General features: G+C 75.4%; 16 protein-coding genes. 6 read left to right on the top strand and 10 right to left on the bottom strand.

Going from position 1 to position 22,466, the window contains the following annotated elements; all coding sequences use genetic code 11:
- Positions 1-4: 4 nt before the first annotated feature.
- Positions 5-2,623 carry a LuxR C-terminal-related transcriptional regulator gene (locus tag ACI769_RS03775; RefSeq protein ID WP_085386835.1) on the top strand — a complete coding sequence of 873 codons (2,619 nt, stop codon included), beginning with the start codon at positions 5-7 and terminating at the stop codon, positions 2,621-2,623.
- A 28-nt stretch (positions 2,624-2,651) separates the two neighbouring features.
- Here the strand turns inward: ACI769_RS03775 and ACI769_RS03770 are convergent, their stop codons facing one another.
- The 4 genes from ACI769_RS03770 to speD all read right to left on the bottom strand — a co-directional run bounded on the left by ACI769_RS03770 (position 2,652) and on the right by speD (position 5,674).
- Positions 2,652-4,268: a polyamine aminopropyltransferase gene (locus ACI769_RS03770; RefSeq protein ID WP_409141202.1), complete on the bottom strand. Its 1,617-nt coding sequence runs from the start codon at positions 4,266-4,268 to the stop codon at positions 2,652-2,654.
- A 2-nt stretch (positions 4,269-4,270) separates the two neighbouring features.
- Positions 4,271-4,501, bottom strand: a complete 231-nt coding sequence (locus ACI769_RS03765; RefSeq protein WP_034656213.1) for a DUF350 domain-containing protein — start codon at positions 4,499-4,501, stop codon at positions 4,271-4,273.
- Positions 4,502-4,580: 79 nt separating this feature from the next.
- Positions 4,581-5,336, bottom strand: a complete 756-nt coding sequence (locus ACI769_RS03760; protein ID WP_085386837.1) for a DUF4178 domain-containing protein — start codon at positions 5,334-5,336, stop codon at positions 4,581-4,583.
- Positions 5,333-5,674, bottom strand: a complete 342-nt coding sequence (gene speD / locus ACI769_RS03755; protein WP_198163127.1) for an adenosylmethionine decarboxylase — start codon at positions 5,672-5,674, stop codon at positions 5,333-5,335. The genes ACI769_RS03760 and speD overlap by 4 nt, the downstream gene beginning before the upstream one ends.
- 202 nt (positions 5,675-5,876) lie before the next feature.
- Here speD and ACI769_RS03750 point away from each other — a divergent pair, with 202 nt between their 5' ends.
- On the top strand, positions 5,877-7,631 hold the full coding sequence (locus ACI769_RS03750) for a SpoIIE family protein phosphatase (protein ID WP_198163128.1): 1,755 nt from the start codon (positions 5,877-5,879) through the stop codon (positions 7,629-7,631).
- A 90-nt stretch (positions 7,632-7,721) separates the two neighbouring features.
- Here the strand turns inward: ACI769_RS03750 and ACI769_RS03745 are convergent, their stop codons facing one another.
- From ACI769_RS03745 to ACI769_RS03730, 4 genes are all read right to left on the bottom strand, one after another.
- Positions 7,722-11,237, bottom strand: a complete 3,516-nt coding sequence (locus tag ACI769_RS03745; RefSeq protein ID WP_198163129.1) for a LamG-like jellyroll fold domain-containing protein — start codon at positions 11,235-11,237, stop codon at positions 7,722-7,724.
- Positions 11,238-11,653: 416 nt separating this feature from the next.
- On the bottom strand, positions 11,654-11,986 hold the full coding sequence (locus ACI769_RS03740; protein ID WP_085388573.1) for a UBP-type zinc finger domain-containing protein: 333 nt from the start codon (positions 11,984-11,986) through the stop codon (positions 11,654-11,656).
- 74 nt (positions 11,987-12,060) lie between these two features.
- Complete coding sequence (locus ACI769_RS03735; RefSeq protein WP_021480893.1) at positions 12,061-12,753, bottom strand: hypothetical protein; 693 nt, start codon at positions 12,751-12,753, stop codon at positions 12,061-12,063.
- A gap of 148 nt (positions 12,754-12,901) precedes the next feature.
- Positions 12,902-13,849: a DUF1214 domain-containing protein gene (locus ACI769_RS03730; RefSeq protein ID WP_034656204.1), complete on the bottom strand. Its 948-nt coding sequence runs from the start codon at positions 13,847-13,849 to the stop codon at positions 12,902-12,904.
- Positions 13,850-14,131: 282 nt separating this feature from the next.
- On the opposite strand from ACI769_RS03730, the gene ACI769_RS03725 reads away from it, so the two are divergent.
- The 3 genes from ACI769_RS03725 (at position 14,132) to ACI769_RS03715 (ending at position 18,147) form a co-directional block, all read left to right on the top strand.
- On the top strand, positions 14,132-14,275 hold the full coding sequence (locus ACI769_RS03725; RefSeq protein WP_157464311.1) for a hypothetical protein: 144 nt from the start codon (positions 14,132-14,134) through the stop codon (positions 14,273-14,275).
- 131 nt (positions 14,276-14,406) lie between these two features.
- Positions 14,407-17,352, top strand: a complete 2,946-nt coding sequence (locus ACI769_RS03720; RefSeq protein ID WP_342779576.1) for an AAA family ATPase — start codon at positions 14,407-14,409, stop codon at positions 17,350-17,352.
- 3 nt (positions 17,353-17,355) lie between these two features.
- Positions 17,356-18,147, top strand: coding sequence for a 2,3-bisphosphoglycerate-dependent phosphoglycerate mutase (locus ACI769_RS03715; RefSeq protein ID WP_409141201.1), 792 nt, complete (start codon positions 17,356-17,358; stop codon positions 18,145-18,147).
- 57 nt (positions 18,148-18,204) lie between these two features.
- On the opposite strand, the gene ACI769_RS03710 is transcribed toward ACI769_RS03715, so the two are convergent.
- Both ACI769_RS03710 and ACI769_RS03705 read right to left on the bottom strand, forming a co-directional pair.
- The gene (locus ACI769_RS03710) at positions 18,205-19,398 is read right to left on the bottom strand and encodes a hypothetical protein (protein WP_137279962.1); all 1,194 of its coding nucleotides are present in this window, start codon (positions 19,396-19,398) and stop codon (positions 18,205-18,207) included.
- Positions 19,395-20,078, bottom strand: a complete 684-nt coding sequence (locus tag ACI769_RS03705; protein WP_232322648.1) for a SigE family RNA polymerase sigma factor — start codon at positions 20,076-20,078, stop codon at positions 19,395-19,397. Before ACI769_RS03705 ends, ACI769_RS03710 begins: the two co-directional genes overlap by 4 nt.
- A 165-nt stretch (positions 20,079-20,243) precedes the next feature.
- On the opposite strand from ACI769_RS03705, the gene ACI769_RS03700 reads away from it, so the two are divergent.
- Positions 20,244-22,418 (top strand): SpoIIE family protein phosphatase, encoded by a 2,175-nt coding sequence (locus tag ACI769_RS03700; RefSeq protein ID WP_409141200.1) that lies wholly within the window; start codon positions 20,244-20,246, stop codon positions 22,416-22,418.
- Positions 22,419-22,466 lie beyond the last annotated feature (48 nt).

The following is a 22,466-nucleotide window of genomic DNA, read 5'->3' as shown; positions in this document are numbered from 1 at the left end:
CCCCATGAGCGCCCCGGGGCCACGCGCGTCCCTCGTCGACACCGTGCTCGGCGCGGTGCGCGAGGGCACGTCGGTCGTGGTCTCCGGGCTGCCGGGCTCCGGCCGGTCCACGCTCCTCGCGCGCGTCCGGGCCGCCGTCCTCGACGACGACCGGCACGTCCTGTCCCTCGTGGGCGTCGGCCCCGGCGCCCCGCGTCCGCTCGAGTCGCTCGTCCTCGCCGGGGTGCTCGACGCCGCCCCCGGCCGGCCCGTGTCGCTCGGGCGCGCGGTCGACGCCGTCGAGCGGGCGCTCGGCACCGGGCCGGCGGTCCTCCTCGCGGACGACGCCGACGCGCTCGACGACACCTCCGCCGCGGTCCTCGGGGCGGTCTCCGCCCGCCAGGACGCCACCGTCGTGCTGAGCCAGCGCCCGCCCTACCCCGCGGCCCCGGTCGAGACCGTGCTCGGCGGCCGACCCGCGACCGCGCTGCCGATGCCGCCCCTCGCCTTCGAGGAGATGCACGCCACCGCGAGCGCGCTGCTCGGCGGCGACCTCGACGCCGGTGTCGCCGGTCGCCTGTACGGCCTGTCCGGCGGCCTGCCCGGCCTGGTCCGGTCCGTCGCCACCGAGGCCCGGCGCGCCGGCCGCCTCGTCGAGGAGTCCGGGACCTGGGTCGCGCGCCGGGACCTCGTGACCTCGGCGCTCGCCGGCGACGTCGGCCGCCTGGTCAGCGGGCTGTCGCCCGAGGAGGTGGACGGCGTCTGGGCGCTCGCGGCGACCGGCGCCGCGGAGCTCGGGACGGTGCACCGGTTCCTGCCCTGGCCCGTGCTCGTCGCGCTCGACGACCACGGCCTGGTCCGCTTCGTCGAGGCCGAAGGTCGCACGACGGTGACGCTCTACCCGCCGCTCGTCGGGGAGCTCCTGCGCCAGACCGGGGGCGCGCGGGCGCTGCGCGCGGCGGAGCAGGTCGCCGACGCGCTCGGCAGCGGCCGGGCGGACGAGTGGGACCCCCTCGCGCGCACCGTCGACACCGCCGTCCCGACCGGCTGGGCCGCGTCGCGCGAGTCCGCGGCGATCCTCGGCCGCGCCCTGCGCCGGCACACCGCCGCCCAGCTCCTCGCGCGCCGCGACGCCTGGGAGCGCACCCCGACGACGCGGAACACCGTGCGCTACCTCGACGACCTCGCCAACGACGAGGCTCCGCCGGACGCGATCGAGCAGGTCCTCGCGCGGGCGCACGACCTCGCGCCCGCGGAGACCGGTCGCGGGAGCTTTCTCGCCGCGTGGGAGGCCGTCTACCGCGCGGTCGTGCTCCACGAGCGCGACGCGGCCCTCGCCCTGCTCGAGCCGACGACGACCGCGCACGACGACGTCGAGGACGCCGTCCGGGAGGCCGTCGCCCAGCACGTCCTGCTCGCCGTGGGCGACGTCGAGGGCACGGGACCGTCCGCGGAGCTCCCGCCGCCCCTCGACCGCCCTCCGGCGCGTGCGGACGTGACGGTCCCGCCCGGAGAGGCGCTGCTCGTCGGGCCCGACAACGTGGTGCGGCTGGTCCGCGGCGAGGTCCTGCTCGCCCGGGGGCGGGTCGACGACGCGGGCGTCGAGCTCGACCGTGTCGTCGTGCCGCAGTCGGCGGACCGTCAGGACGCGCCCTCGTGGCGGTCCCTCGCGCTCCTCTGCTCGGGCGAAGTGGAGGCGGCCGTCGAGCGGTCGCGTCGGCTGCTGGACCAGGCGCGCGACCGGTTCGCGGCGTCCCAGATCGAGCCGCACGGCCACGTCGTCGCGCTCGGCCTGTACCTCCAGGGCCGGTTCACGTCGCTGCGCGAGCACCTGACGAGCGTCTTCGCCGCCGGCGCGCACGCGCCCCTGCGCCCGAGCACCCGCGCGGGACTGCGCTGCCTCGGCGCCGAGCTCTCGCTCCGCGAGGGGAACGTCACGAGCGCGCGCTCGCTCGCGCGCCAGCTCGACGCGCTGCAGCTCCTCGCGGCGTCCACGCCGCTCGCCCGGCCGCACCCGCTCGCTGCGGAGCTCGCGCTCGCGACCGGCCAGGCCGGGCCCGAGGTCGCGACGCGCGCGGCGTGGGAGCTCGTCGAGGCGATGGACCGCCGCGGGTACCTCGTCGCCGCGCTCTTCGACGCGGCCTGGCTCGTGACCCTCTGGCCCGACGCGCGTCGCGCCCGGCAGGTCGCGGAGCACGCGGCCGCCGCGCAGGGCACCCTCCTGCCGGCCCTCGGCCACTACGTCGTCGCCGCCGCCGACCGCTCGCCCGAGGCGCTCCTCGCGGCAGCCGACGACCTGCGCGCCCGCGGCCTCGTGCTGCACGGCACCCAGGCCCACGCGACCGCCGTCCGGCTGCTGCGCGACGACGGTCGCACGGCCCTCGCCACCGACGAGGCGCACCGGCTCCGCACCCTCGTGGCGACCGGGGGCGAGGAGCTGGACCTGCTCGTGCCGCCCGTCGCGCCTGCGGACACCCTGAGCCCGCGCGAGCGCGAGGTCGCCCGGCTCGTCGCGCGCGGGCTGAGCAACAAGGACGTCGCGCGCGAGCTCGTGCTCAGCGACCGCACCGTCGACAATCACGTCTACCGGATCTTCCGGAAGCTGGGCATCACGTCGCGCGACCAGCTCCCGTCCGTGCTCTGACGCCCGACGTCGTCCCGCCGGCGCCGCGTCAGTAGCGCCAGGCGCGCATGTCCTCCTGGTACGTGCGCTGGACCGTCGGGGACAACAGGGTCGACGGCGGCAGGTCCCGCGGCGGGTTGTCGGCCGGGAGGCGCGTGGTCGCCGCGAGCGACGTGGCGTCGTGGAAGCGCAGCCCGTCCGGCAGGGGCGTGCGCGCGAAAGGGCCGGGCACGGCGTCGGCCGGTCCGCCCGGGAGCGAGAGCGCGAAGCCCCACTCGCCGAAGGAGGGCACGTTGACGGTGAGCGGCACGACGGTGCGCCCGGGCGCCGCGGCGCGGACGGTCGAGACCACCTGCCAGAACGCGTCGGGCGTGAAGTACGACGACGTCGCCTGCGTCGCGAACGCGCCGCCGGGCCGCAGGTGCGCGGCGACCATGCCGTAGAACTCCTGCGAGTAGAGCTTGGCGACACGCTCGGACGAGGGGTCGACGAGGTCGACGAGCACGACGTCGAACGTCTGCGGCGTGTCCTCGACCCAGCGGAACGCATCGGCGTTGACGACCGTGACGCGGGGGTCGTCGAGCGCGTGCTCGTTCACGGCGGTGAGGAGCCGATTCTCGCGCGCGAGGTCGGTGACGGCGGGGTCGAGGTCGACGAGCGTGACCTCCTGGACCGAGCCGTAGCGCAGGACCTCGCGCGCGAGGAGGCCGTCGCCGCCGCCGAGGATCGCGACGGACGCGGGCGCCGCGACCGACGTCATCGCCGCGTGCGCGAGCGTCTCGTGGTACCGCGCCTCGTCGACGGAGGAGAACTGGAGCTGGTTGTCGAGGTAGAGGCGCGCATCCCCCTGGTACTCGGTGACGACGACCTGCTGGTAGGCGCTGCGCTCCTGCGCGACGACCGGGTCCTGGTACATCCCCGCGCTGATGCGCGCCTCGAGCCACGACGACGCCGCGAACCCGGCGAGGAGCACGACGAGCGTGACGCCCGCGAGCACCGACCACCGCGGCGGGTGGCCCATGCGCGCGAGCATGAACCCCGCGACGGCGACGTTGAGCACCGCGACCGCGAACGCGGTGCGCACGAGGCCGAGGTAGGGGAGCAGCAGGAAGGGGAACAGCAGCGAGGCGGCGAGCGCGCCGAAGTAGTCGAGCGCGAGCACCTTCGACAGCAGCGAGACGGAGCCTTCGCTCCCCCGCTCCTTGAGCACCGCCACGAGGAGCGGGATCTCGACGCCGATCGCCGTCCCGATCGCGAGCGACAGCACGACGAACACGACCCACGCGAGCTCCGTCGCCGCGTACGCCCAGAACAGCGCGAGCACCGACGTCCCGCCGAGGAGCGAGAGCACGAGCTCGTTGCGCACGAAGCTCAGCCCCGCGGTGCGCTGCAGACGCGGCGCGAGGAGCGAGCCGAGGCCCATGCCGAACAGCGTGAGCCCCGTCGCGACGGAGAACGCGACGACCGAGTCGCCGAACAGGTACGACGCTGCCGTCCCGAGGATGAGCTCGTAGACGAGCCCGCCGACGGCGACGAGCAGCGCGGCGGCGAACACGGTCGGTCGGTCGAGGTGGCGCGCCCCCGAGCGCCCGGCGGGCGCGTCGCGGTCCGCGGCCGCGTCCGCCCCCGGCGGGCCGCCGGGCGGGACCTCCTGCTGGTCGAGCACGGTCAGGAGCTGATCGTCCCCGCGATGATGAGGCCGATCGCCACCGCGAGGCCCGCGATCATCACGCCGAACGCGACGTTGTGCTCGTCGACGAGCTCGCGGTGCAGGTTGAGCCGGAACACCTTGTTCGCGACCACGAGCGTGACGAGCAGCAGCACGATGCCGAGCACCGAGTAGAGGACGGTCGAGAAGAAGGACCAGAGGAACGCCAGCGGGGCGGCGGCTGAGATCACGGGGTCTCCCGGGTTCGGGTCGTGGGACGGGCGGACGGGTGCAGGGGTTCGGGGCCGGGACGGGCGGGCGCGGGTCGGGTCACTTGCCGAGCCCTCCGCCGCCCCCGCCGTAGACGGTGCGCCGCACGCACGTGCCGTCGTCGGTCGTGGCGACCTGGCCGGTGGTGGGCGACGTCGTGACGACGGAGCGGGGCGTGCACGACGCGCTGCCCGAGGCGGCGCGAGCCGCGCACGACCCGAGGCCGAGCAGCACGACCGCCGCGACCGCGAAGGCGACGAACCGCCCGCCGGGGACCGTGCGCGGCGCGACGCGGCGGCCGAACAGGCGCTTCTGCTCGGCGCTGTCGAGACGGCGCCCGTGGTAGACGGACGTGACGGGGCCGAGCGGTCCGGTCGTGCGCTCGATCGACACGATCGCCCCGTGGGCCGAGAGGTCGACGTACTCGACCTCCTGCCCGACGGCGAACGGCTCGGCGAACTGCCCCTCGACGTGCTCGACGCGCCCCGTCCCGTGCTCGCGCACCGTGAGCGTGTGCTGCCGCCCCTCGAGAGTCAGCCCGAGGGTCCGGCCGGTCCGCAGGCCCGAGAGGTCGACGACGGGCGGCCACGGCTCCGTCGGTCGCAGGAGCGTCACGTCGCGCGTGTCGTGGTCGTACTCGACCCAGACGTCGGAGCCGTCGTGGGCGAGGAGCTGCCACTCCTCCCACGTGAACGTGGAGCCGCCGTGCACGGTCGAGAGCACGGCGACGGCGCGCGGCGTCGCGCGCTGCGGCGGGGCGCCCACGAGGTCCTCGCCGACGCGCATCGCGAGCCGCGGGCGGGGCGTCCGGCTCACGCGAGGCTCCGCACGGCGACCTCGGTGGCGCCGAGCTCCTCGGCGAGGAGCGCGCGCACGTCGTCCGTGAACGTGGCCGACGCCGGGGCGCGGCACGTCGTGAGGGTCACGTAGGCGGTGCCGTCCTCAGGCCAGGTGTGCACGGCGAGGTGCGACTCCGCGAGCAGCAGCACGACGCTCGTGCCCTGCGGCTCGAAGCGGTGGGACACCTCCCCCAGCGGCGTCATCCCGGCCTCGCGGACGATCGCGTCGAGGCAGCGGCGGACGGTCGGCTCGTCGTCGAGCAGCGCCGGGTCCGCGCCCGTCACGTCGAACACGTGGACGAGGTTGCGCTGCACGTCCACACCCCTGTCGATGTCGGTCCTGTCGGCCGGCGCGGGCGAGCGCCCGCGGTCCGGTGGCCGCCGTCGGGCCGCGCACACCCTAGCCGACCTGCGGCGTCGGCCGACGGGCGGACCCGCCGCGCGAGACCGGCCGTCCGCCCGCACGGGCGGACGCCGTCCAGGGGGCGGGCGACGGCCGTTCGCCTACGATGCGCGGATGGATGCCGAGTGGTTCGTCGACGCCACGGCGCAGTGCGCCGTGGGTCGGCAGGCGCGCGAGGTCGCGTGGGAGCGGACGCCGCTGGGCCCGCCCGGCGAGTGGCCCGAGGCGCTGCGGCACGCCGTCCACCTGTGCTTCTCGACGCAGTTCCCCGTGATGCTGGTGTGGGGGCCCGACCTCACGCTGATCTACAACGACGGCTACGAGGAGATGCTCGGCACGGCCAAGCACGCCGGCGCGCTCGGCGCCCCGGCGGCGGAGGTGTGGGCGGAGATCTGGGACGAGGTCGGGCCGCTGTTCGACGAGGTCCTGCGCACCGGGCGCGCGTCGTCGGACCGCGACCTGCCGCTCGTGATGAACCGCTCCGGCTACGACGAGGAGACGTTCTTCACCTTCTCCTACAGCCCGCTCCGGGACGACGACGGCCGCATCGCGGGCGTGCTCGACATCTCGACGGAGACGACGCTGGCGGTCGTCAACCAGCGCCGCCTCGCGATGCTCGGGGAGCTCCAGGGCGCGCTCCCGACGACGTTCACCGACCTGGCGACGTTCGGCCGCCCGGTGCTCGACGTGCTGGCCGGGAGCCCCGACGTCGCACGCGCCGCCTTCTACGACGTGCGGGGCGGGCGACCCCGGGAGGTCGGGTCGGTCGGCCCGGGGCCGAGCGCCGCGGAGACCCGCCTCGTCGAGCGGGTGTTCCGGACCCGGCAGCGCATCGTCTCGCAGGGCCTCGTGGTCAAGCCGCTGCGCGACGCCCTGCGCGGCGGCGTGGCCGGGATCCTCGTGCTCCGGGCGAGCCCGATGCGCCCCTGGGACCGCGACTACGCGCGATACCTCGCCGGTCTGGCCGCGACGGTCGGGGCGGCGCTGCGCGACGCCGTGCGCCTGCGGACCACGATGGACGCGCTGCGGCTGCGTGCCGAGCGCTCGGAGGAGCAGACGGCGCAGATGCGCGAGGTCGCGCTCGCGCTCCAGCAGGCGGTGCTCACCGAGCCGCCCGAGCCGGACCACCTCCAGGTCTCCGTGCACTACCAGCCCGCCGCGCTCGACCGCGACATCGGCGGCGACTGGTACGACGGGTTCGTGACGCCCGACGGCGCGACGACCCTCGTCGTGGGCGACGTCGTCGGCCACGACCTCGCGGCGGCGGTGATGATGGGGCAGCTGCGCGGGCTCGTGCGCGCGATCGGCTACGACAGCGGCGAGTCGCCGGCGCGCGTCCTCGAGCGCGTGGACGCGGCGGTGCAGGGGCTCGCGCTGGGGAGCGGCGCGATCGCGACGCTGGTCGTCGCGCGCATCGAGCAGACCGCGGAGCAGGTTCGCCGCGGGACGCGGACGGTGCGGTGGACGAGCGCGGGGCACCTGCCGCCCATGCTCGTCCGCGCAGACGGCCGCGTCGACACGCTGACGCGGCGCAACGACCTGCCGCTGGGGCTCTCGCCGGGCACCGCGCGCACCGAGCACACGGTCGAGGTCTACCCGGGCGACACGCTCGTGCTGTACACCGACGGGCTCGTGGAGCGTCGCGGCCACAACCTGCGCGACGACCTGGCCGACCTCGCCCGCGCGCTGGAGGGCACGCACCGCGGGCCCATCGAGGAGGTCGTCGAGGCGGCGCTCACGCGGATGCTGCCGGGGCCGGGCGAGGACGACGTCGCGCTCGTCGTGCTCCGGACCGGCCCGCAGGACGTCCCCGTCACCGACCACGCCGACGCCGACGCGTCGACCGAGCACCGCGCAGCCGTCGTCTGACCCGGCAACCACGGGCGAGGGGTCGTCCCCCGCCCGTGACGGGCGGGGGACGACCCCGGACCGGCGCCGCTCGGCGGCGCCGGTCGGCCGTCAGCCGCAGGTGGTCGCGGCGTACGGCGCGACGACCTCCGTGCTGACCTGCTCGCCGTCGACCGTCGCCGTGGCGGTGACGGTCGCCTCGCCCGCCTCGGCGGACGGGGCGCGCACCGCGAACGACTGGTACGCGTTCGCCCCCGGGGCCACGGCGGTGACCGCCTTCGTCCCGAACGGCGTGGCGAGCGTGACGTCCACGGGGACGTCCTCGCCGTTCGTCGCGCGCACGGCCACGTAGGCCTTGCCCGCGAGGCAGCGGGTCTCGGCCGTGACGGTCACGTCGAGCGTCGGCTCCTCGCCGTCGTCACCGGCGTAGACCTGGGCGACCTCGGCGTCGGACAGCGCGCGGTCGAAGACGCGGACGTCGTCGATCGTGCCCGGCCAGTAGTCGACCGGGTTGCCGCTCCACTGCCCGCGCCCGATCGTCAGCGGACCGGACGGCGTGGTGCCGCCGCACACGTCGGACTGGCCGACGAGCTCGCCGTTGACGTAGAGCTTGAGCTTCTGGTCGGCCGCGTCGCGGACGCCCACGACGTGGTACCAGTCGCCCAGCACGGGCTGCACGACGTACTCCGCGCGCGGCTCGCCGTCGTAGGAGAAGGCCCACCGGCCGCCCCCGCCGTACTGGAGGTAGAACGCGCTCGAGCCCGTGACCGAGTCCTGGCCGACGATCGTCGACCACGCACCGCCGGGCGTCTTGTCGAGCTGGACCCATGCGGACACCGTGTAGGAACCCGTCGTGTCGACGACGGGCCCCTCGGTCGTGAACGACTGGTTCGTGCCGTCGAGCCTGATCGCGGACCCGCTGTCGCCGTGACCGGCGACCCACGTGCCGGCGCCCGACGCCGCGTGGTCGCCGACGCCGTCGGCCGCCGTCGTGCCCTGGCCCTCGTCGAACGACCAGCGGCCCGTGCCGGTCAGCCCCGGGGTGCCCGGGTCGACGGGCGCGGAGCCCTGCACCGCCGCCGCGACGACCCGCTCGTTGACGTCCTTGACGCGCGCGGCGTCCATCTTGAGGACGCGCCGGTCGTACGTGTAAAAGCCGTTCAGCTCGTTCTCGACGTCGGAGATCTCCGTGTACACCGAGCCGGACAGGTAGCACTGCGCCGGCCGCACGAGCTTCTCCGTGTTCTGCACGTACGCGTCGGTCAGCGCCTCGCTGTTCGCGACCCCGCCGTACGGGTTGGCGGACACGCCCGGCCACATGTGGCCCGGGACGCTCATCGAGAAGCCGCCGTGCTCGCCGTCGATCGCGGCGCGCGTGGCGTCCGGCTTCGGCAGGGCCGGGCCGGTGTACTGGTGCCAGTCGATGATGTCGCCCGTCTTCGAGTCACCCTTGGACGCGCAGCAGTTGTAGCCGGAGTGCGTGTTGAGGATCCGGCTCGGGTCGTAGGCGTCGATCGTGTTCCCGATCCGCGCCGTGTCGGCGAGGTTCCACTCGCCCCAACCCTCGTTGAACGTCACCCAGCCGACGATCGACGGCACCGAGCGGTGCTGGTCGATGATCGTCTTCATCTCCTGCTCCCAGAAGACGCGCGACGCCGGGTCCGTGTCGCCGTTGTTGAACCACCCGCTCGGGATGTCCTGCCAGACCATGAGGCCCAGCGTGTCGGCGTGGTAGTACCAGCGGGCCGGCTCGACCTTGATGTGCTTGCGCACCGTGTTGAACCCGAGGTCCTTGTGGGCCTGGAGGTCGAACACGTAGGCCTCGTCGGACGCGGGGGTGTAGATGCCGTCCGGCCAGTAACCCTGGTCGAGCGTCGACATGAGGAACGTCTTCTCGCCGTTGAGCAGGATGCGCTGGACGCCGTCCACCTCGGCGACCTCGATCGAGCGCATGCCCGCGTAGGAGGCCACCGTGTCGGTGGAGCCGCCGTCGGTGAGGGTGACGTCGACGTCGTAGAGGTACGGGTCCTCGGGCGACCACAGGTGCGCGTCCGGGATCTCGACCGCGAGCAGCTCGTTCGCGGCGCCGGTGACGGTGCCGACCTCGGCACCCTCGGCGTCCCGCACGACGGCGGTCACCTCGGCCGCGTCGGACGCGGAGGCCGACTGCGCGGTCACCGCGAGGACGCCGGCCTCGACGTCGGGCGTCGTGACGACGGCGTCGATCGCCGCGGCCGGGACGGGCTCCATCCACACCGTCTGCCAGATGCCCGACGTCGGGGTGTAGAAGATGCCGCCCGGGTTGAGCGTCTGCTTGCCGACGGCCTGGTTGCTGCCGTCCGTGGTGTCGACGACGCGCACGACGAGCTCCTGCTCCGTGCCCGCGACGAGCGCGTCGGTGACGTCGAACGAGAACGCGTCGTAGCCGCCGCGGTGCGTGCCGACCTCCTGGCCGTTCACGTACGCCGTCGCGACGTAGTCGACCGCGCCGAAGTTCAGGCGCAGCCGGTTGTCGCTCCCGACAGCCCAGTCCTGCGGGACCTCGAACGTCCGGCGGTAGAACATGTCGTCCTCGCGCCGCTCGATGCCCGACAGCGCGGACTCGACCGCGTACGGGACGACGATCTCCTCGTCGAGGTCGCGGCCGCTCGGCACGGCGTCGTCGGACTCCGCCGCCTCGAACTGCCAGACGCCGTTGAGGTTCTGCCACGCGTCGCGCGTGAGCTGCGGGCGCGGGTACTCCGGCAGGGGGTTGGTGGGGTCGAAGTCGTCGGCCCACGGGGTCTGGATCCGGAACTCGGAGCCGTTGGTCACCGGCAGGTTGAGCGACCCGACCTTCTCGCCGCCGACCGTCAGGTCGCCCTCGCCGTCGTAGACGAGACGCGCGGTCGACGCGCGGTCGACGGGCTCGGCGAGCGTGATGCCGAGGACGTCGCCCTGCGCCGCGACCTGCGCGACGGGCCAGGCGAGCTGGTCGACCTGGACCTTGAGGTGGTCGACGAGGCTCTCGTCGACACCGCCCGCGGCCCCCTGGAACGCCACGTTGAGGCTCGTGCCGTCGCTCTCGAGCGTGGCCTGCGCGGGGAAGACGACGAAGTCGTCGGGGTACGTGAAGGCGTCGGTCGGCACGATCTCACGGTCCTGCGAAGGGCTCTGCCACCGCAACCGGAGGTGCGCGCCACCCGTGTTCTGGAACATCTCCATGCGGAATGCGTACTCCTGACCCGCCTGGAGCTGGACCGGGGCGGACGTCTGCTCGACGTCCCAGTCGTCGACCCAGTGGTCGATGACGAGCTGGTCGTCGATCCACAGCCGGAAGCCGTTGTCGCCGATCGCGGAGAACGTGTACGCCTCGCTGTAGTCGGGCGTGATCTGCCCCGTCCAGCGCGCGGACGTGCGCTCGCCGCGACCGGTCAGCTCGGCGAACGTCGGCACCAGGTTGGGGAACTCGATCCGCTGGTCGGGGATCGTGGCCCTGAGGTCGGTGAGCGGCCAGCCGGGCCCGCCGGACAGGAAGTACTCGCCCTTGAGCCCGTTGTCGAGGGCGAGGTCCTGGGCTGCGACGTCCTGCGTGGCCTCGTCGGTCGGGGCCGACGGCGTCGCGGTCGCCCCCGCCGCCGTCGCCACGGCCAGGGGCACCGTGAGCGCGGCGGCCAGTGCCGCCGCCAGGATCCTCGCCGGTCTGCCCCGTGGGGGTGCTACCGCTGTCATGGACTGCATCCGTGCTTCCTCCTCGTCGAGTGAATCCAGGGACTGCACGACGCGGCGGCGAACCGGGCACCGATGCTCCGGCGGTCGCCCTCCTTGGCGCACCGCACAACGTCTCCCCAGAATCAAACAACTTCCACCAGAAAAAGACAACAGGTCACAGCACAGAACAGAACAGGGGACCGCGGCCCTGGCGCGCGTCGGGGTGTGGACGGGCGGCGCTGGAGCGACGCGGGCGGCGTCGCGTGCGTCGCATCGCGCCTGCGGAAGAGGCCGGAGCACGGGAGCGCCCGGCACGCAAGACCCTCGGCCGGAGACCGAGGGCTGCGAAGGGGTCAGCGGTGGATGAGCGACGTCCAGTCGGGCGGCACGCGGTCGGCGGGGCCCGGCGACCCCTGCTCGGGCGGGCGGGACAGCGGCGCGGCGAGGTGCGGACCCTCGAGCACCTGCTCGGTCTCGAAGTCCCAGTACCACTCCTCGCCCGGCTCGAACGAGCGCATGACCCGGTGGCCGGTCTGGTCGTAGTGCGCCGTCGCGTGCTGCGCGGGCGACGTGTCGCAGCACCCCACGTGCCCGCACGTCGCGCACCGGCGCAGGTGCACCCACCAGCCGCCGGCCTCGTCGCACTCGGCGCACCCGGTGCCGCTCGGCGGCACCTCGACGCGCACGGCCGTCGCGAGCGCGGCCGCGAGCGCAGGGTCGTCGAGACCCTCGCCGTTGACGTTCGGGGCGCGGTCCGTCGTCACCGGGCCCCCGCCCCGGCGGCCCGGACGACCGGCGCCCACGCCTCGGGGTCGAGAGCGGGTGCGGGCTCGGCCGCAGCCCAGGCGCGGCAGTCGTCGATCGTCGCGGAGAGCAGCGCGCGCAGGCGCTCGTCCGGGTCGCTCACGCACGCCTCGGCGATGCCCTGCACCGCCGCGGAGATGATGCTCGGTGCGGCGTCGCGCACGAACCGCGTGGGCCGCAGTCGCGCGCCTTCGCAGAACCGCTGCGCCCACCGCGCGGTGCGCGGGCAGCTCGCGAGGGCGTCGGCCGACTCGGCGCTCAGCGTGCCCGCGGGGCGGTCGTCGAGGACGTCGAGCATCTTCTCGGCACCGATGATCGCCACCGCGAGCGTCTGCTGCCGGTCCGCCGGGGCGATCGGCAGCGCCGTCACGGCGGCGCGCAGCGCGATGCGCACGTCCCAGTGCGGGTCGTCGCTCGTCAGCCCGATGACGGACGGGATGAGCGGCGCGAGCCTGGGGCGCTCCGGGTCGACCGTGAGGTCGTTCACGGCGCGCGCGAGCATCGCGAGCAGCGGGTGCGTGCACCGTGGATGGTCGCTCCAGCGCTCTCCCGCGAGATACGACGCGAGCTCCATGAAGCACGCACCCTTCTTCGGGTTGCGGTGCTTGCCACGGCCCAGCATCGGCAGCATGTCGTAGGTGTCGGTCACGAGGTCACCCCCACAGCGGGTCCGGTCCTGCGTCCAGTCTGCGCCGGGGTCCTCCTGTTGGCAACGGGAGGAGTGACGCGGGTCACGTTCGTCGCTCGGTCCGGCCGTCCTCCTCCCGCGTGCGCCTGCCGGACCTCCGTCAGGGCAGTCAGAGCGCGTGCAGCTCCGGGACACGCCACGTGCCGTCGAGGACTTCCGCGCGAGGGCGGTAGAGGCGGACGAGGAAGTTCCACCGCTCCGGGACCGGGATCGTGTTCGGCGCGTCTCCCACCTCGGTGCGCGGGGCGAATCGCACGGTGACCCCGCCGTCCGGGTCGGGCACGGCCGTGACGCTGTTGACGCTGTAGACGCCCTCGGGGTTCGGCTCGAAGAAGCCCTTCTCGTCGTAGACCGAGACCGACCAGAACGCGTCGACCGGGACGTCGCGCAGCGTGAGCGCGTACCGGCCGGGCGGCACGCCCGGGTCGACACCGACGTACGACGCCTCCGTCGTGGGCAGCCCGCCCCAGCCCGCCGCGGTCCCCACCAGGTGCCGCACCGGGTCGACCTGCTCCCGGGTGCCGAACATGCCGTCGAACCTGCGCAGGCCCGCGGCGAGCGCGAGCAGCGCGTCCCGGGTCGCGTCCATGCTCACCGCGTCGTAGTCGGGAGACACGAACGGATCCGCCGAGCCGGCACGCAGCACGACGCCGTCCTGCACCGCGGCGACGGCCTCGAGGTCGGCCGGGTCGGCGGGGTCCACGAGCGTGCGGACCGCCACGACGGCGTAGCGCGTGCCCACGCCCGTCGCGTCGAGACGATGCTCGCCCGGGGCGTGCAGGACGTCCGCCACGAAGTGGTCGTTGTCGACGACCATCGCTGACAGGTAACGGTCCCCGGCGTCGGGCAGAGTCAGTGCGGCACCGGCGGACAGGTCCACGACGGCGAAGCTGTAGAGCGTGTCCCGGTTCAGACGCACGACCGTCTGCCGGTCCACGGGCGCAGGCTCCCGGTTGTGGAAGAACTGGTTGACCCCGCCCGCGTCCCGCTGCAGCGCGGCGAACATCCTGTCGGTCTCGGCGCGCACGAAGTTGTCGGCGTCGACGTGCTCGGTCATCGCTGTCCTCCCTGGTCTGTCCGCCCCGGCGGACCACGCTGGTTCGCCCACCCAAGCACCTGTCCCCCCGACGAGCGAGCGCAGCGTGGGGCCCCCGGCGTCGGCCGCCTCGGGACCGGTGCCTTAGGCGCCGGGGACCACCTCAGACCTCTCGACACCCGGATCCTCGTGCGCCTAAGGCACCCCCCGACGAACGGTGCGCGGTCGACCGATGCGACGGCCCGGTGCTCAGGACGACTGTGAGTGTCGGACAGGCAGGGAGCCTGGGAGACGGGGACGACCATGAGCACGCACATCGATCCGACGTTCGACGCGGACCTGGAGTACCGCGCGGAGCGTCTGCGGGCGGACCTGCGGCACGACGAGCCCGCGCTGCTGCACTGGTGGCGCGGCCGTCGTCGTCGCCACGACCAGCCCGCGCGATGACCGCGCCGCCCGACGCCGCCGACGAGGTACCTCTCGCCGGCGGCGTCGTCGTGTCCGTCGGGGTGACCCGGTCGGCGCCGGGCGGTCAATCGGCTGGTCACGTGTCGGTGCCCGCTGCGAGGATGGGAACCGTGCCCCGACCCTCCACGCGCGCGCCCTTCGTGGCCCGCGCGGCCGAGCTCGACGTGCTCGCCGCGGCGGTCGAGCGCGCGCGCCGCGGCGAGCCGGGCGTCGTGCTCGTCGGCGCGGACGCGGGGGTGGGCAAGACGCGCCTGCTCACCCGCGCGGCGGAGCTCGCGGCCGGGACGGGCGCGACGGTGGTGTGGAGCCACTGCGTCGACCTCGGCGAGGTCGGCCTCCCCTACCTCCCCTTCTCCGAGGCGCTCACGACCCTGCGCGCCCAGCACCCCGCCGTCGACGAGACGGTCGCGGCCCGTCCCGCGCTCGCGCGCCTGCTCGACGCCGGCACCCCGGCCGACGACGAGCAGAGCCAGGGCGAGCGCCTCCAGCTCTTCGAGAGCGTCGCCGCCGCGATCGCGGCGTCCGGGACGCCCGAGGCGCCGCTCGTGCTCGTCGTCGAGGACCTGCACTGGGCGGACCCGTCGAGCCGCGACGTCCTGCGCTTCGTCGTCGCCCGTCTGCGCGCGGAGCACGTCCTCGTCGTCGCGAGCTACCGCGCGGACGACCTGCACCGCCGCCACCCCCTGCGCCCGGTGCTCGCGGAGCTGCTGCGCCACCCGCGCGTCGAGCACGTGCAGCTCTCGCCCTTCACCGAGCGCGAGCTGCGGGAGTTCACCACGGCGCTCGCCGGCAGCCCGCTGCCGCCCGCGGCGTTCGAGTCCGTGCGCACGCGCTCCGAGGGGAACGCCTACTTCGCCGAGGAGCTCGTCGAGTCCGGCCTGGGAGACGAGCTGCCGTGGTCCCTCGCGGACGTGCTGCGCGCCCGCCTGGAAGGGCTCGACCCGGCCGTCCAGCACCTCGTGCGCGTCGCGTCGGTCTCGGGGCGCCAGGTGAGCGAGCCGCTCCTGCGCGCCGCGCTGGCGCGGGACACCGACGACGGCGAGCCCGCGGACCGGTCGTCCGGGCGCCCGTTCGACGCCGCGCTGCGCGAGGCGATCGCGCACCACGTCCTCGCGGTCGAGGGCGACGGCGCCCGCGACACGGTCGTGTTCCGGCACGCGCTGCTCGCCGAGGCGGTCGCGTCCGACCTGCTCCCGGGCGAGCGCGTCGGCGTGCACCGCGCGTACCTCGCCGCGCTCGACGACGACCCGACGCTCGGGTCCCCCGCCCTGCGGGCCCACCACGCGCTCGCCGCGCACGACCTCCCGGCCGCGCTCACGGCGTCGCGCGCCGCGGCGCGCAAGGCGGCGCGCGTCCTCGCGCCCGCGGAGGAGCTGCGGCACCTCGAGCAGGTGCTCGCGCTGTGGCAGGCCGTGCCCGACGCCGCGACCCTCCTCGGGGAGGACCGCGTCACCGTCGCGCTCGCCGCCGCCGGGGCCGCGAGCCGCGCGGGCGAGCCGGACCGCGCCGTCGCGCTGGCGCGCCGCGTCGTCGAGGGCACCGCCGACGACCCGATGCGGCAGGCGTCGCTGCGGCACGTGCTGTCCCGGTACCTGCTCGGCACGGAGGAGGTCGAGGAGACCCTCGCGCACACCGAGGCGGCGCTCGCCGTCCTGGCGGCCGAGCCGCCGTCGCTCGACCGCGCGTGGACGCTGGCCATGCGGGCGCGCGCCGCGATGAACGCCGACCTCGACGAGCTCGCCGCCGAGGTCGCGGCCGAGGCGATCGACGTCGCGCACCGCCTCGACGCGCCCGACGTCGAGGCCGACGTGCTGACCACGATGGCGATCCTCGAGGTCGCCGACGACGACCGCGCCGCGGTGCTGCTCGCCCAGGCGCGCGAGCGCGCGGTCGAGGCGGGCGACATCCTCACCGAGCTGCGCTGCTGGTACAACATCGCCGCGAACCGCTACTACGCGGGGCGCATCGACGAGGCCCTGCAGGTCACGGAGGACGGCCTCGACCGCGCGCGGGCGACCGGCCTCGGGTGGAGCGCGTACGGCGTCGAGCTGCGGCTGTTCCGCGACCTCGTCCGGTACGTGCTCGGCGACCTCACCCCCACGGACACCGCGGGCGAGACCATGCCCGAGGGTTCCGCGCCGCAGCTCTCGTGCGTCCAGCTCTACGCCGCCGTCGCGCGCGGCGACGCGGACGCGGTCGCGCGGGGCACCGCTCTGCGCCGCGACTGGTTCCGGGACGGGCAGATCGCGCTCATCTCGGGCGGGTGCTCGATCGACGCCCTCACGTGGGCCGGGCGACGCGACGAGGCGGTGGCGCTCGCCGTCGAGCTCGTCGACCACCTGGGCCGCACGTGGAGCGACTACTTCCTGGGCCGCATCTGGATCTCCGCCCTCGCGCTCGCAGCCCTCGCCGACGCCGCGGACGCCGCCCGCCTCCAGGGCGCGGCCGGGGCCGCCACGGTCCGCGAGCTCGTCGCCCGCGGGGCCGAGCTGCTCGACGCCGCCCGCACGACCGCCGAGCGCGGCCGCCCCCGCGGGGGGCGGCTCGGGCCGGAGGGCCGCGCGTGGCTCGCGCGCGCGGCGGCGGAGCACTCCCGCCTCACCGGCACGGACGACCCCGCGCTGTGGGAGGAGACGACGCGCCTCTTCGACTACGGCTACCGGTACGAGGTCGCGCGGTCCCGGTTCCGGTGGGCCCAGGCCCTGCTCGGGGCGGGCGACCGCAACGCCGCCGAGATCGAGGCGGCGCAGGCGCTCGAGGAGGCCGAGGCCATGGGCGCGGCGCCGCTCGCCGAGGCGGTCCGCGCGCTCGGGCGGCGCGGTCGCCTGGACCTGCCCGGCGTCCGCCGGTCCACGACGGCCGTCCTCACCGAGCGCGAGGAGGAGGTCCTGCTGCTCGTCGCGCAGGGCCTGACCAACCGGCAGATCGGCGAGCGCCTGTTCATCTCCGGGAAGACCGTGAGCGTGCACGTGTCGAACGTCCTCGCCAAGCTCGGGGCGTCGGGGCGCGCCGAGGCCGTCTCGCTCGCGCACCAGCGCGGCCTGCTCGAGGTCTGACGCGTGGGCCCGTCACCCGGGGCGCTCGTGCTCGTGCGGCACGGGCAGAGCACGTTCAACGCGGGCGACCGCTTCACCGGGCTGCTCGACGTGCCGCTCTCCGACGTCGGGGTCGCCGAGGCGCGCCGCGCGGCGCGGCTCCTCGCGGACGCCGTCGCGCGCGAGCCCGCGCTCGCCCCGCGGCGCGTCGTGACCTCGCCGCTCGTGCGCGCGTCCGCGACGGCCGCCGTCATGGCCGAGGCCCTGCCCGGGCCGCCGCCGCTCGCGGTCGAGTGGCGGCTCGTCGAGCGGCACTACGGCGCGTTCACCGACAAGCTGCGCGACGTCGTCCGCCGCGACTACGGCGAGGCCGCCTACTGGCGCTACCGCCGGTCGTACCTGCACCGGCCGCCGCCGCTCGCCGACGACGACCCGGCGCGCGCCCTCGTCGACGACACGCTCCTGCGCCTGCCCGACGCCGCGCGCGCCACCCTGCGGACGGACGCCGAGTCCCTCGCGGACGTCGTCGAGCGCCTGCGCCCCTTCTGGGCCGCCACCCGTGTGCGGCTCCTGCACGGGGAGGCGGTGCTCGTCGTCGGGCACGGCAACTCGCTGCGTGCCCTGTCCGTGCTCGTCGACGACCTCACGCCCGAGGAGGTCCAGGACCTCGACGTGCCCACCGGGCACCCGCTGGTCCACCGCTTCACGGCCGCGCCCGACGCCGCGCTCGTCCCCGAGGTCCGCGGCGGCACCTACCTCGACGCGCAGGGCGCCGAGCACGCGGTCACGGACCTCCGGGCCCGCGGAGGCACCTGACGGGTCCACGTCCACCGCGGCGCACCGGCCGGGAGCGTGCCCGCGCCCGCGCGCCGATCACGGTCCCGCCGCGCGCTCGGCGGCCTGCTCCGCGGAGCGCGCCGACGAGACCAGAGACACGTCGAGGTGGCACTGTCGCCAGGCGTCCCCGTCCACGCCACCCGGGTCGATGTCCCAGTGGCTCGGCAGCACGTCCGGCTCGGCCTCCCGCGCGGCGAGACAGGCGCGGAGCGCGGTCTCTGGCTCGTCCCGAGGCCCGGGCACGAGCGGGAGGAGGCGGTCGAGGACCGACCGGTCGAGGACGGAGGGCGGCGTCTCGACAGGCGCGACCTCCCGTGTCCGCGGGTCGTACGAGGACCGGCAGCCCGGGTCCCGGTCCGGGTCGCTCAGCGGCTCGCCGCAGGTCACCAGCGTGTAGTTGTTGCCGTCCGAGTACGTCGTGGAGGACAGGACGCCGCGGACGTCCGTCACCCGTCCCGCCTCCGGCCCGAGGAGCGCGGCGTTGAGGAACAGCCCGCCCGCCCAGGCGTCGGGGAGCCGGAACGTCGGGCCGGTGCCGCCCGGTGCCTCCCCGGCCACGGCTACCCACGTCTGATGGCGGTCGCGCTCCCACGACGGGTCCGACCCGGCCGAGGTGCTGGACGACTGCACGCTCAGCACGAGCCCGTCCTCCCCGCCGGCGCGCTGGAGCAGCACCAGGTGCTCGAAGCCGTCGTGCACGAGGGTCCCTGCGTCGTCGCCCCGGCGCAGGGCGGCGAGGTCGTCGTCGTCGCCCGCGAGAACACGCAGGCCGCGCGGGTTCTCGCTGGCCGCCGGTACCGGGTCGTACTCGACGAGGAACCGCTCGCCGTCGCGCCACGCGCCGAGGCCGAGGTCGAGGACGTACGTGCCGTCGTCGCGCAGGTACGTCGCGGGCTCGGCGACGGCGACGACGCCGGGCGCGACGTCGACCGTGGTCGGCTCGGCGACGAGCACCTCGTAGCCCGGGGAGCCGGTGACGACCTCGCGCGCGAGCTCGCGCACGCCGCCGGGGCCGCCCGCCGTGACGACGCCCGTCCCGACGAGCCCCAGCGCGACGACGCCCGCGACCCCCGCGAGGGACCGACGCCGCTGCGCACCGCGCCGGCTCGACCGCAGGACCACGTCGAGGTCGAGCGTGGAGGGCGGGACGGCGTCGTCGGCCGTGCGTCGCAGCCGCGCGAGGAAGTCGTCGTCGGGCGGGGCGGGGGTCGAACCGGTCTCGCGGCTCATCGGGCGGTCCTTCCGCTGGTCGTCGGGGCGCTCTCGTCGAGGGCGCCGAGGAGGGTGCGGAGCCGGGCGAGGCCGCGCGACGCCGTCGACTTCACGGTGCCGACGGGCATGCCGAGCTCGGCCGCGACCTCGTTCTCGCTGAGGTCGAGCAGGTGGCGCAGCACGACGACCCGCCGCTGCCGGACCGGGAGCGCGAGCAGCGCGCGCACGACGGCGTCCCGGTCGTCGACCGCGGCCGTGCCCGCTCCGCCGTCGCGCGCCACCGGACGGGCCGCTCGCTCGGCGGACGAGAGCTCGTCCGGCCCGGCGAGCACCTCGCGCCGGGTGCGGCGCCACGTGTCGATCCGCAGGTTCGCCAGGACGCGGCGCGCGTAGGCGAGCGGGTCGCGCTGCGCCGCGCGCGACCACGCGCGGTAGGTGCGCTCCAGGGCGTGCTGCGTGAGCTCCTCCGCGCGGTGCCGGTCCCCGCACAGGAGGTACGCCATGCGGTGCAGCGGGTCGCGGGCCTCACGCATGAACGCGGTGAACTCCTCGTCGCGCGTGCGGCGGGCGACCACGTCGACCTCGAGCAGCACCTCGGGCGGCCACCCGTCGTCAGGCCCGCGCTCCTCGTCCTCCCGCACCCCGTCCCCCTGCTCGAGCACGAGCTCGTACCGCCTCGGGCGGTCCCGCGCGCTCACCGTGCCGCCCCGCTCGGGGAGCGGCCGCCGTCGTGTCGTCGTCTCACGAGCGGAACACGCAGCACCCGCACGCGACGTTCCCTTCTGTCCGATTTCACCCCCGACGCCGCGCCGGGTGGGGCGGGTTGCGCTGTTTGACCAGGCTCGTCCCGGTGATACTGGACCATGACCGACGCCCAGGCGATCCACGAGCTCGTCCAGGCGGGGCTCGCCGAGCCGGCGTCGGACGAGTCGTTCGACCGCTTCGCGCGGCTCGTGCACCGGCAGCTCGGGGTGTCGTCGGCGCTCGTCACGCTGGTCCTCGACGACGAGGCGGTGCTGCCCGGCGCGCACGGTCTGCCCGAGCCGTACCAGTCGGCGCGCCGGACCCCGCGTAACCACACGTTCTGCCAGTTCGTGGCGAACGAGGCGCGCCCGCTCGTGGTCGAGGACGCGCGCACCGTCCCGCACCTGGCCACGCTGCGGGCCGTCGACGACATCGGCGTGGTCGCCTACGCGGGCTTCCCGATCTTCGACCCGCAGGGCCGTGCGGTCGGGTCGCTGTGCGCGTTCGACCCGCGCCCCCGCACCTGGTCGGACGACGAGCTGGCGACGCTCGCGGACCTGGCGTCCGCGTGCACGTCCGAGCTCCGGCTGCGCCTGGCGCGGGCCCGCGCGAGGCGCATGCAGCGTGTCGCGCTCGCGGCGAACAAGCGGTCGCGCCTGCTCCTGGAGCTGTCCGAGTCGTTCGCCGCCGCGACGTCCGTCCGCGACGTCGCCGAGCGGCTGGCCGCCGTCGGGGCGGCCATCGGCGCGCGCTACGCCGGGCTCGCGCTGCTCGACGGCGGCGGAACCCGCCTCGAGTTCACGACGCTGGACCACCTGGAGCCGGGGGTCCCGGCGTCGTTCCGCCGCATGCGCGTGGACGCGGACCGCGCCGCGTCGACCGCGGCACGGACGCGCGAGCCCTTGTTCTTCCGTGACCACGTGCAGTACGGCGAGCGGTTCCCCGAGGCCGCGTCGCTCATCGCGCCCGACACGGTCGAGGCGCGCTCGTTCGTGCCCGTCCTCGCGGACGACCGCCTCCTGGGCGTCGTGGCGCTCGCGTGGGACACGGTCCGCGAGTTCGACGACGACGCCGTAAAGACGGAGACGACGATCGCCTCGTACGTCGCGCACGCGGTCGAGCGCGTCCGGCTGCTCGAGGAGCGCCACCGCGTCGCGGCGACCCTCCAGGCCGCGATGCTCACCGAGCTGCCGCCGGTGCGGGGTGCGGAGCTCGCGGCGACGTACGCGTCCGCGACCCGCACGGACCAGGTCGGCGGCGACTGGTACGACGCGGTGGTGCTCGACGACGACGCGTGCGTGCTCATGATCGGCGACGTCACCGGGCACGACATGCGTGCCGCAGCGCAGATGGGACAGCTCCGGTCGATGCTGCGGACGTTCGCCTGGTGCCAGGACGAGCCGCCCGCCGTGCTGCTGCGGCTGCTCGACCGGGCGAACCGCGGGCTCGCGCTGCACTCCAGCGCGACGGCCGTCGTCGTGCGGCTCGACCGCACCCCGCAGGGGTTCGACCTCACGTGGTCGAACGCCGGGCACCCCCCACCGCTCGTGCTGCGCGCCGACGGGACGGTCGACCCGCTCGAGTCCGCGCCCGACCTCATGCTGGGGGTGCTGCCGAGCACGTCGCGGCACGACCACCGCACGCGCCTCGCGCCGGGCGACACGCTGCTCCTCTACACCGACGGCCTCGTCGAGCGCCGCGGCACGTCCTTCGCCAAGCGCCTCGCCGGCCTGCGGGCCGTCCTCGGCGAGCACGCGGGCACCGCGACGTCGGCCCTCCCGGACGCGCTCGTCCGCCGCCTGGTCGCCGACCAGCGGGACGACGTCGCGGTCCTCGCCCTGCGCGTGCGGCACACGGTCTCGCGGGCACCGGCGCCCGGGCGCCCGTCCGTGCTGACGCGGCCGGTCGAGCACACGTCGACGGCGATCGGCCCCGCACGGCGGTGGGTCGACGACGTGCTCGAGAGCTGCGACGTGTCGCCCGCGGTCCGCCGCGTCGCGATGCTCCTGACGAGCGAGATCCTCACGAACGCGGTGCAGCACGGCACGACGCCGGTCCGGGCGGAGCTCGAGGTCGGGCACCGGGTGGTGCGGGTCGGCGTCGAGGACGGGTCGACCGCGCTGCCGAGGCTGCGCTCGCCGCGGCCGGAGGAGACGGGCGGCCGGGGCGTGCAGTTCCTCGAGCGGTGCGCGTCGCGCTGGGGCGTCGACCTCCACGACGACGCGGCCGACGGCGGCGCGGCCGACGGCCACGCGGCCAAGACCGTGTGGTTCGAGCTCGACCTCGACGACTGAGCCGGACGGTCGTCCGGTGCCCCTGTGCGGTGTCGGAGGGCGGCGGTA

The organism is Cellulosimicrobium sp. RS (assembly GCF_046159675.1).
Taxonomy (GTDB): domain Bacteria; phylum Actinomycetota; class Actinomycetes; order Actinomycetales; family Cellulomonadaceae; genus Cellulosimicrobium; species Cellulosimicrobium funkei.
This window is presented reverse-complemented; position numbering and strand designations above follow the sequence as displayed.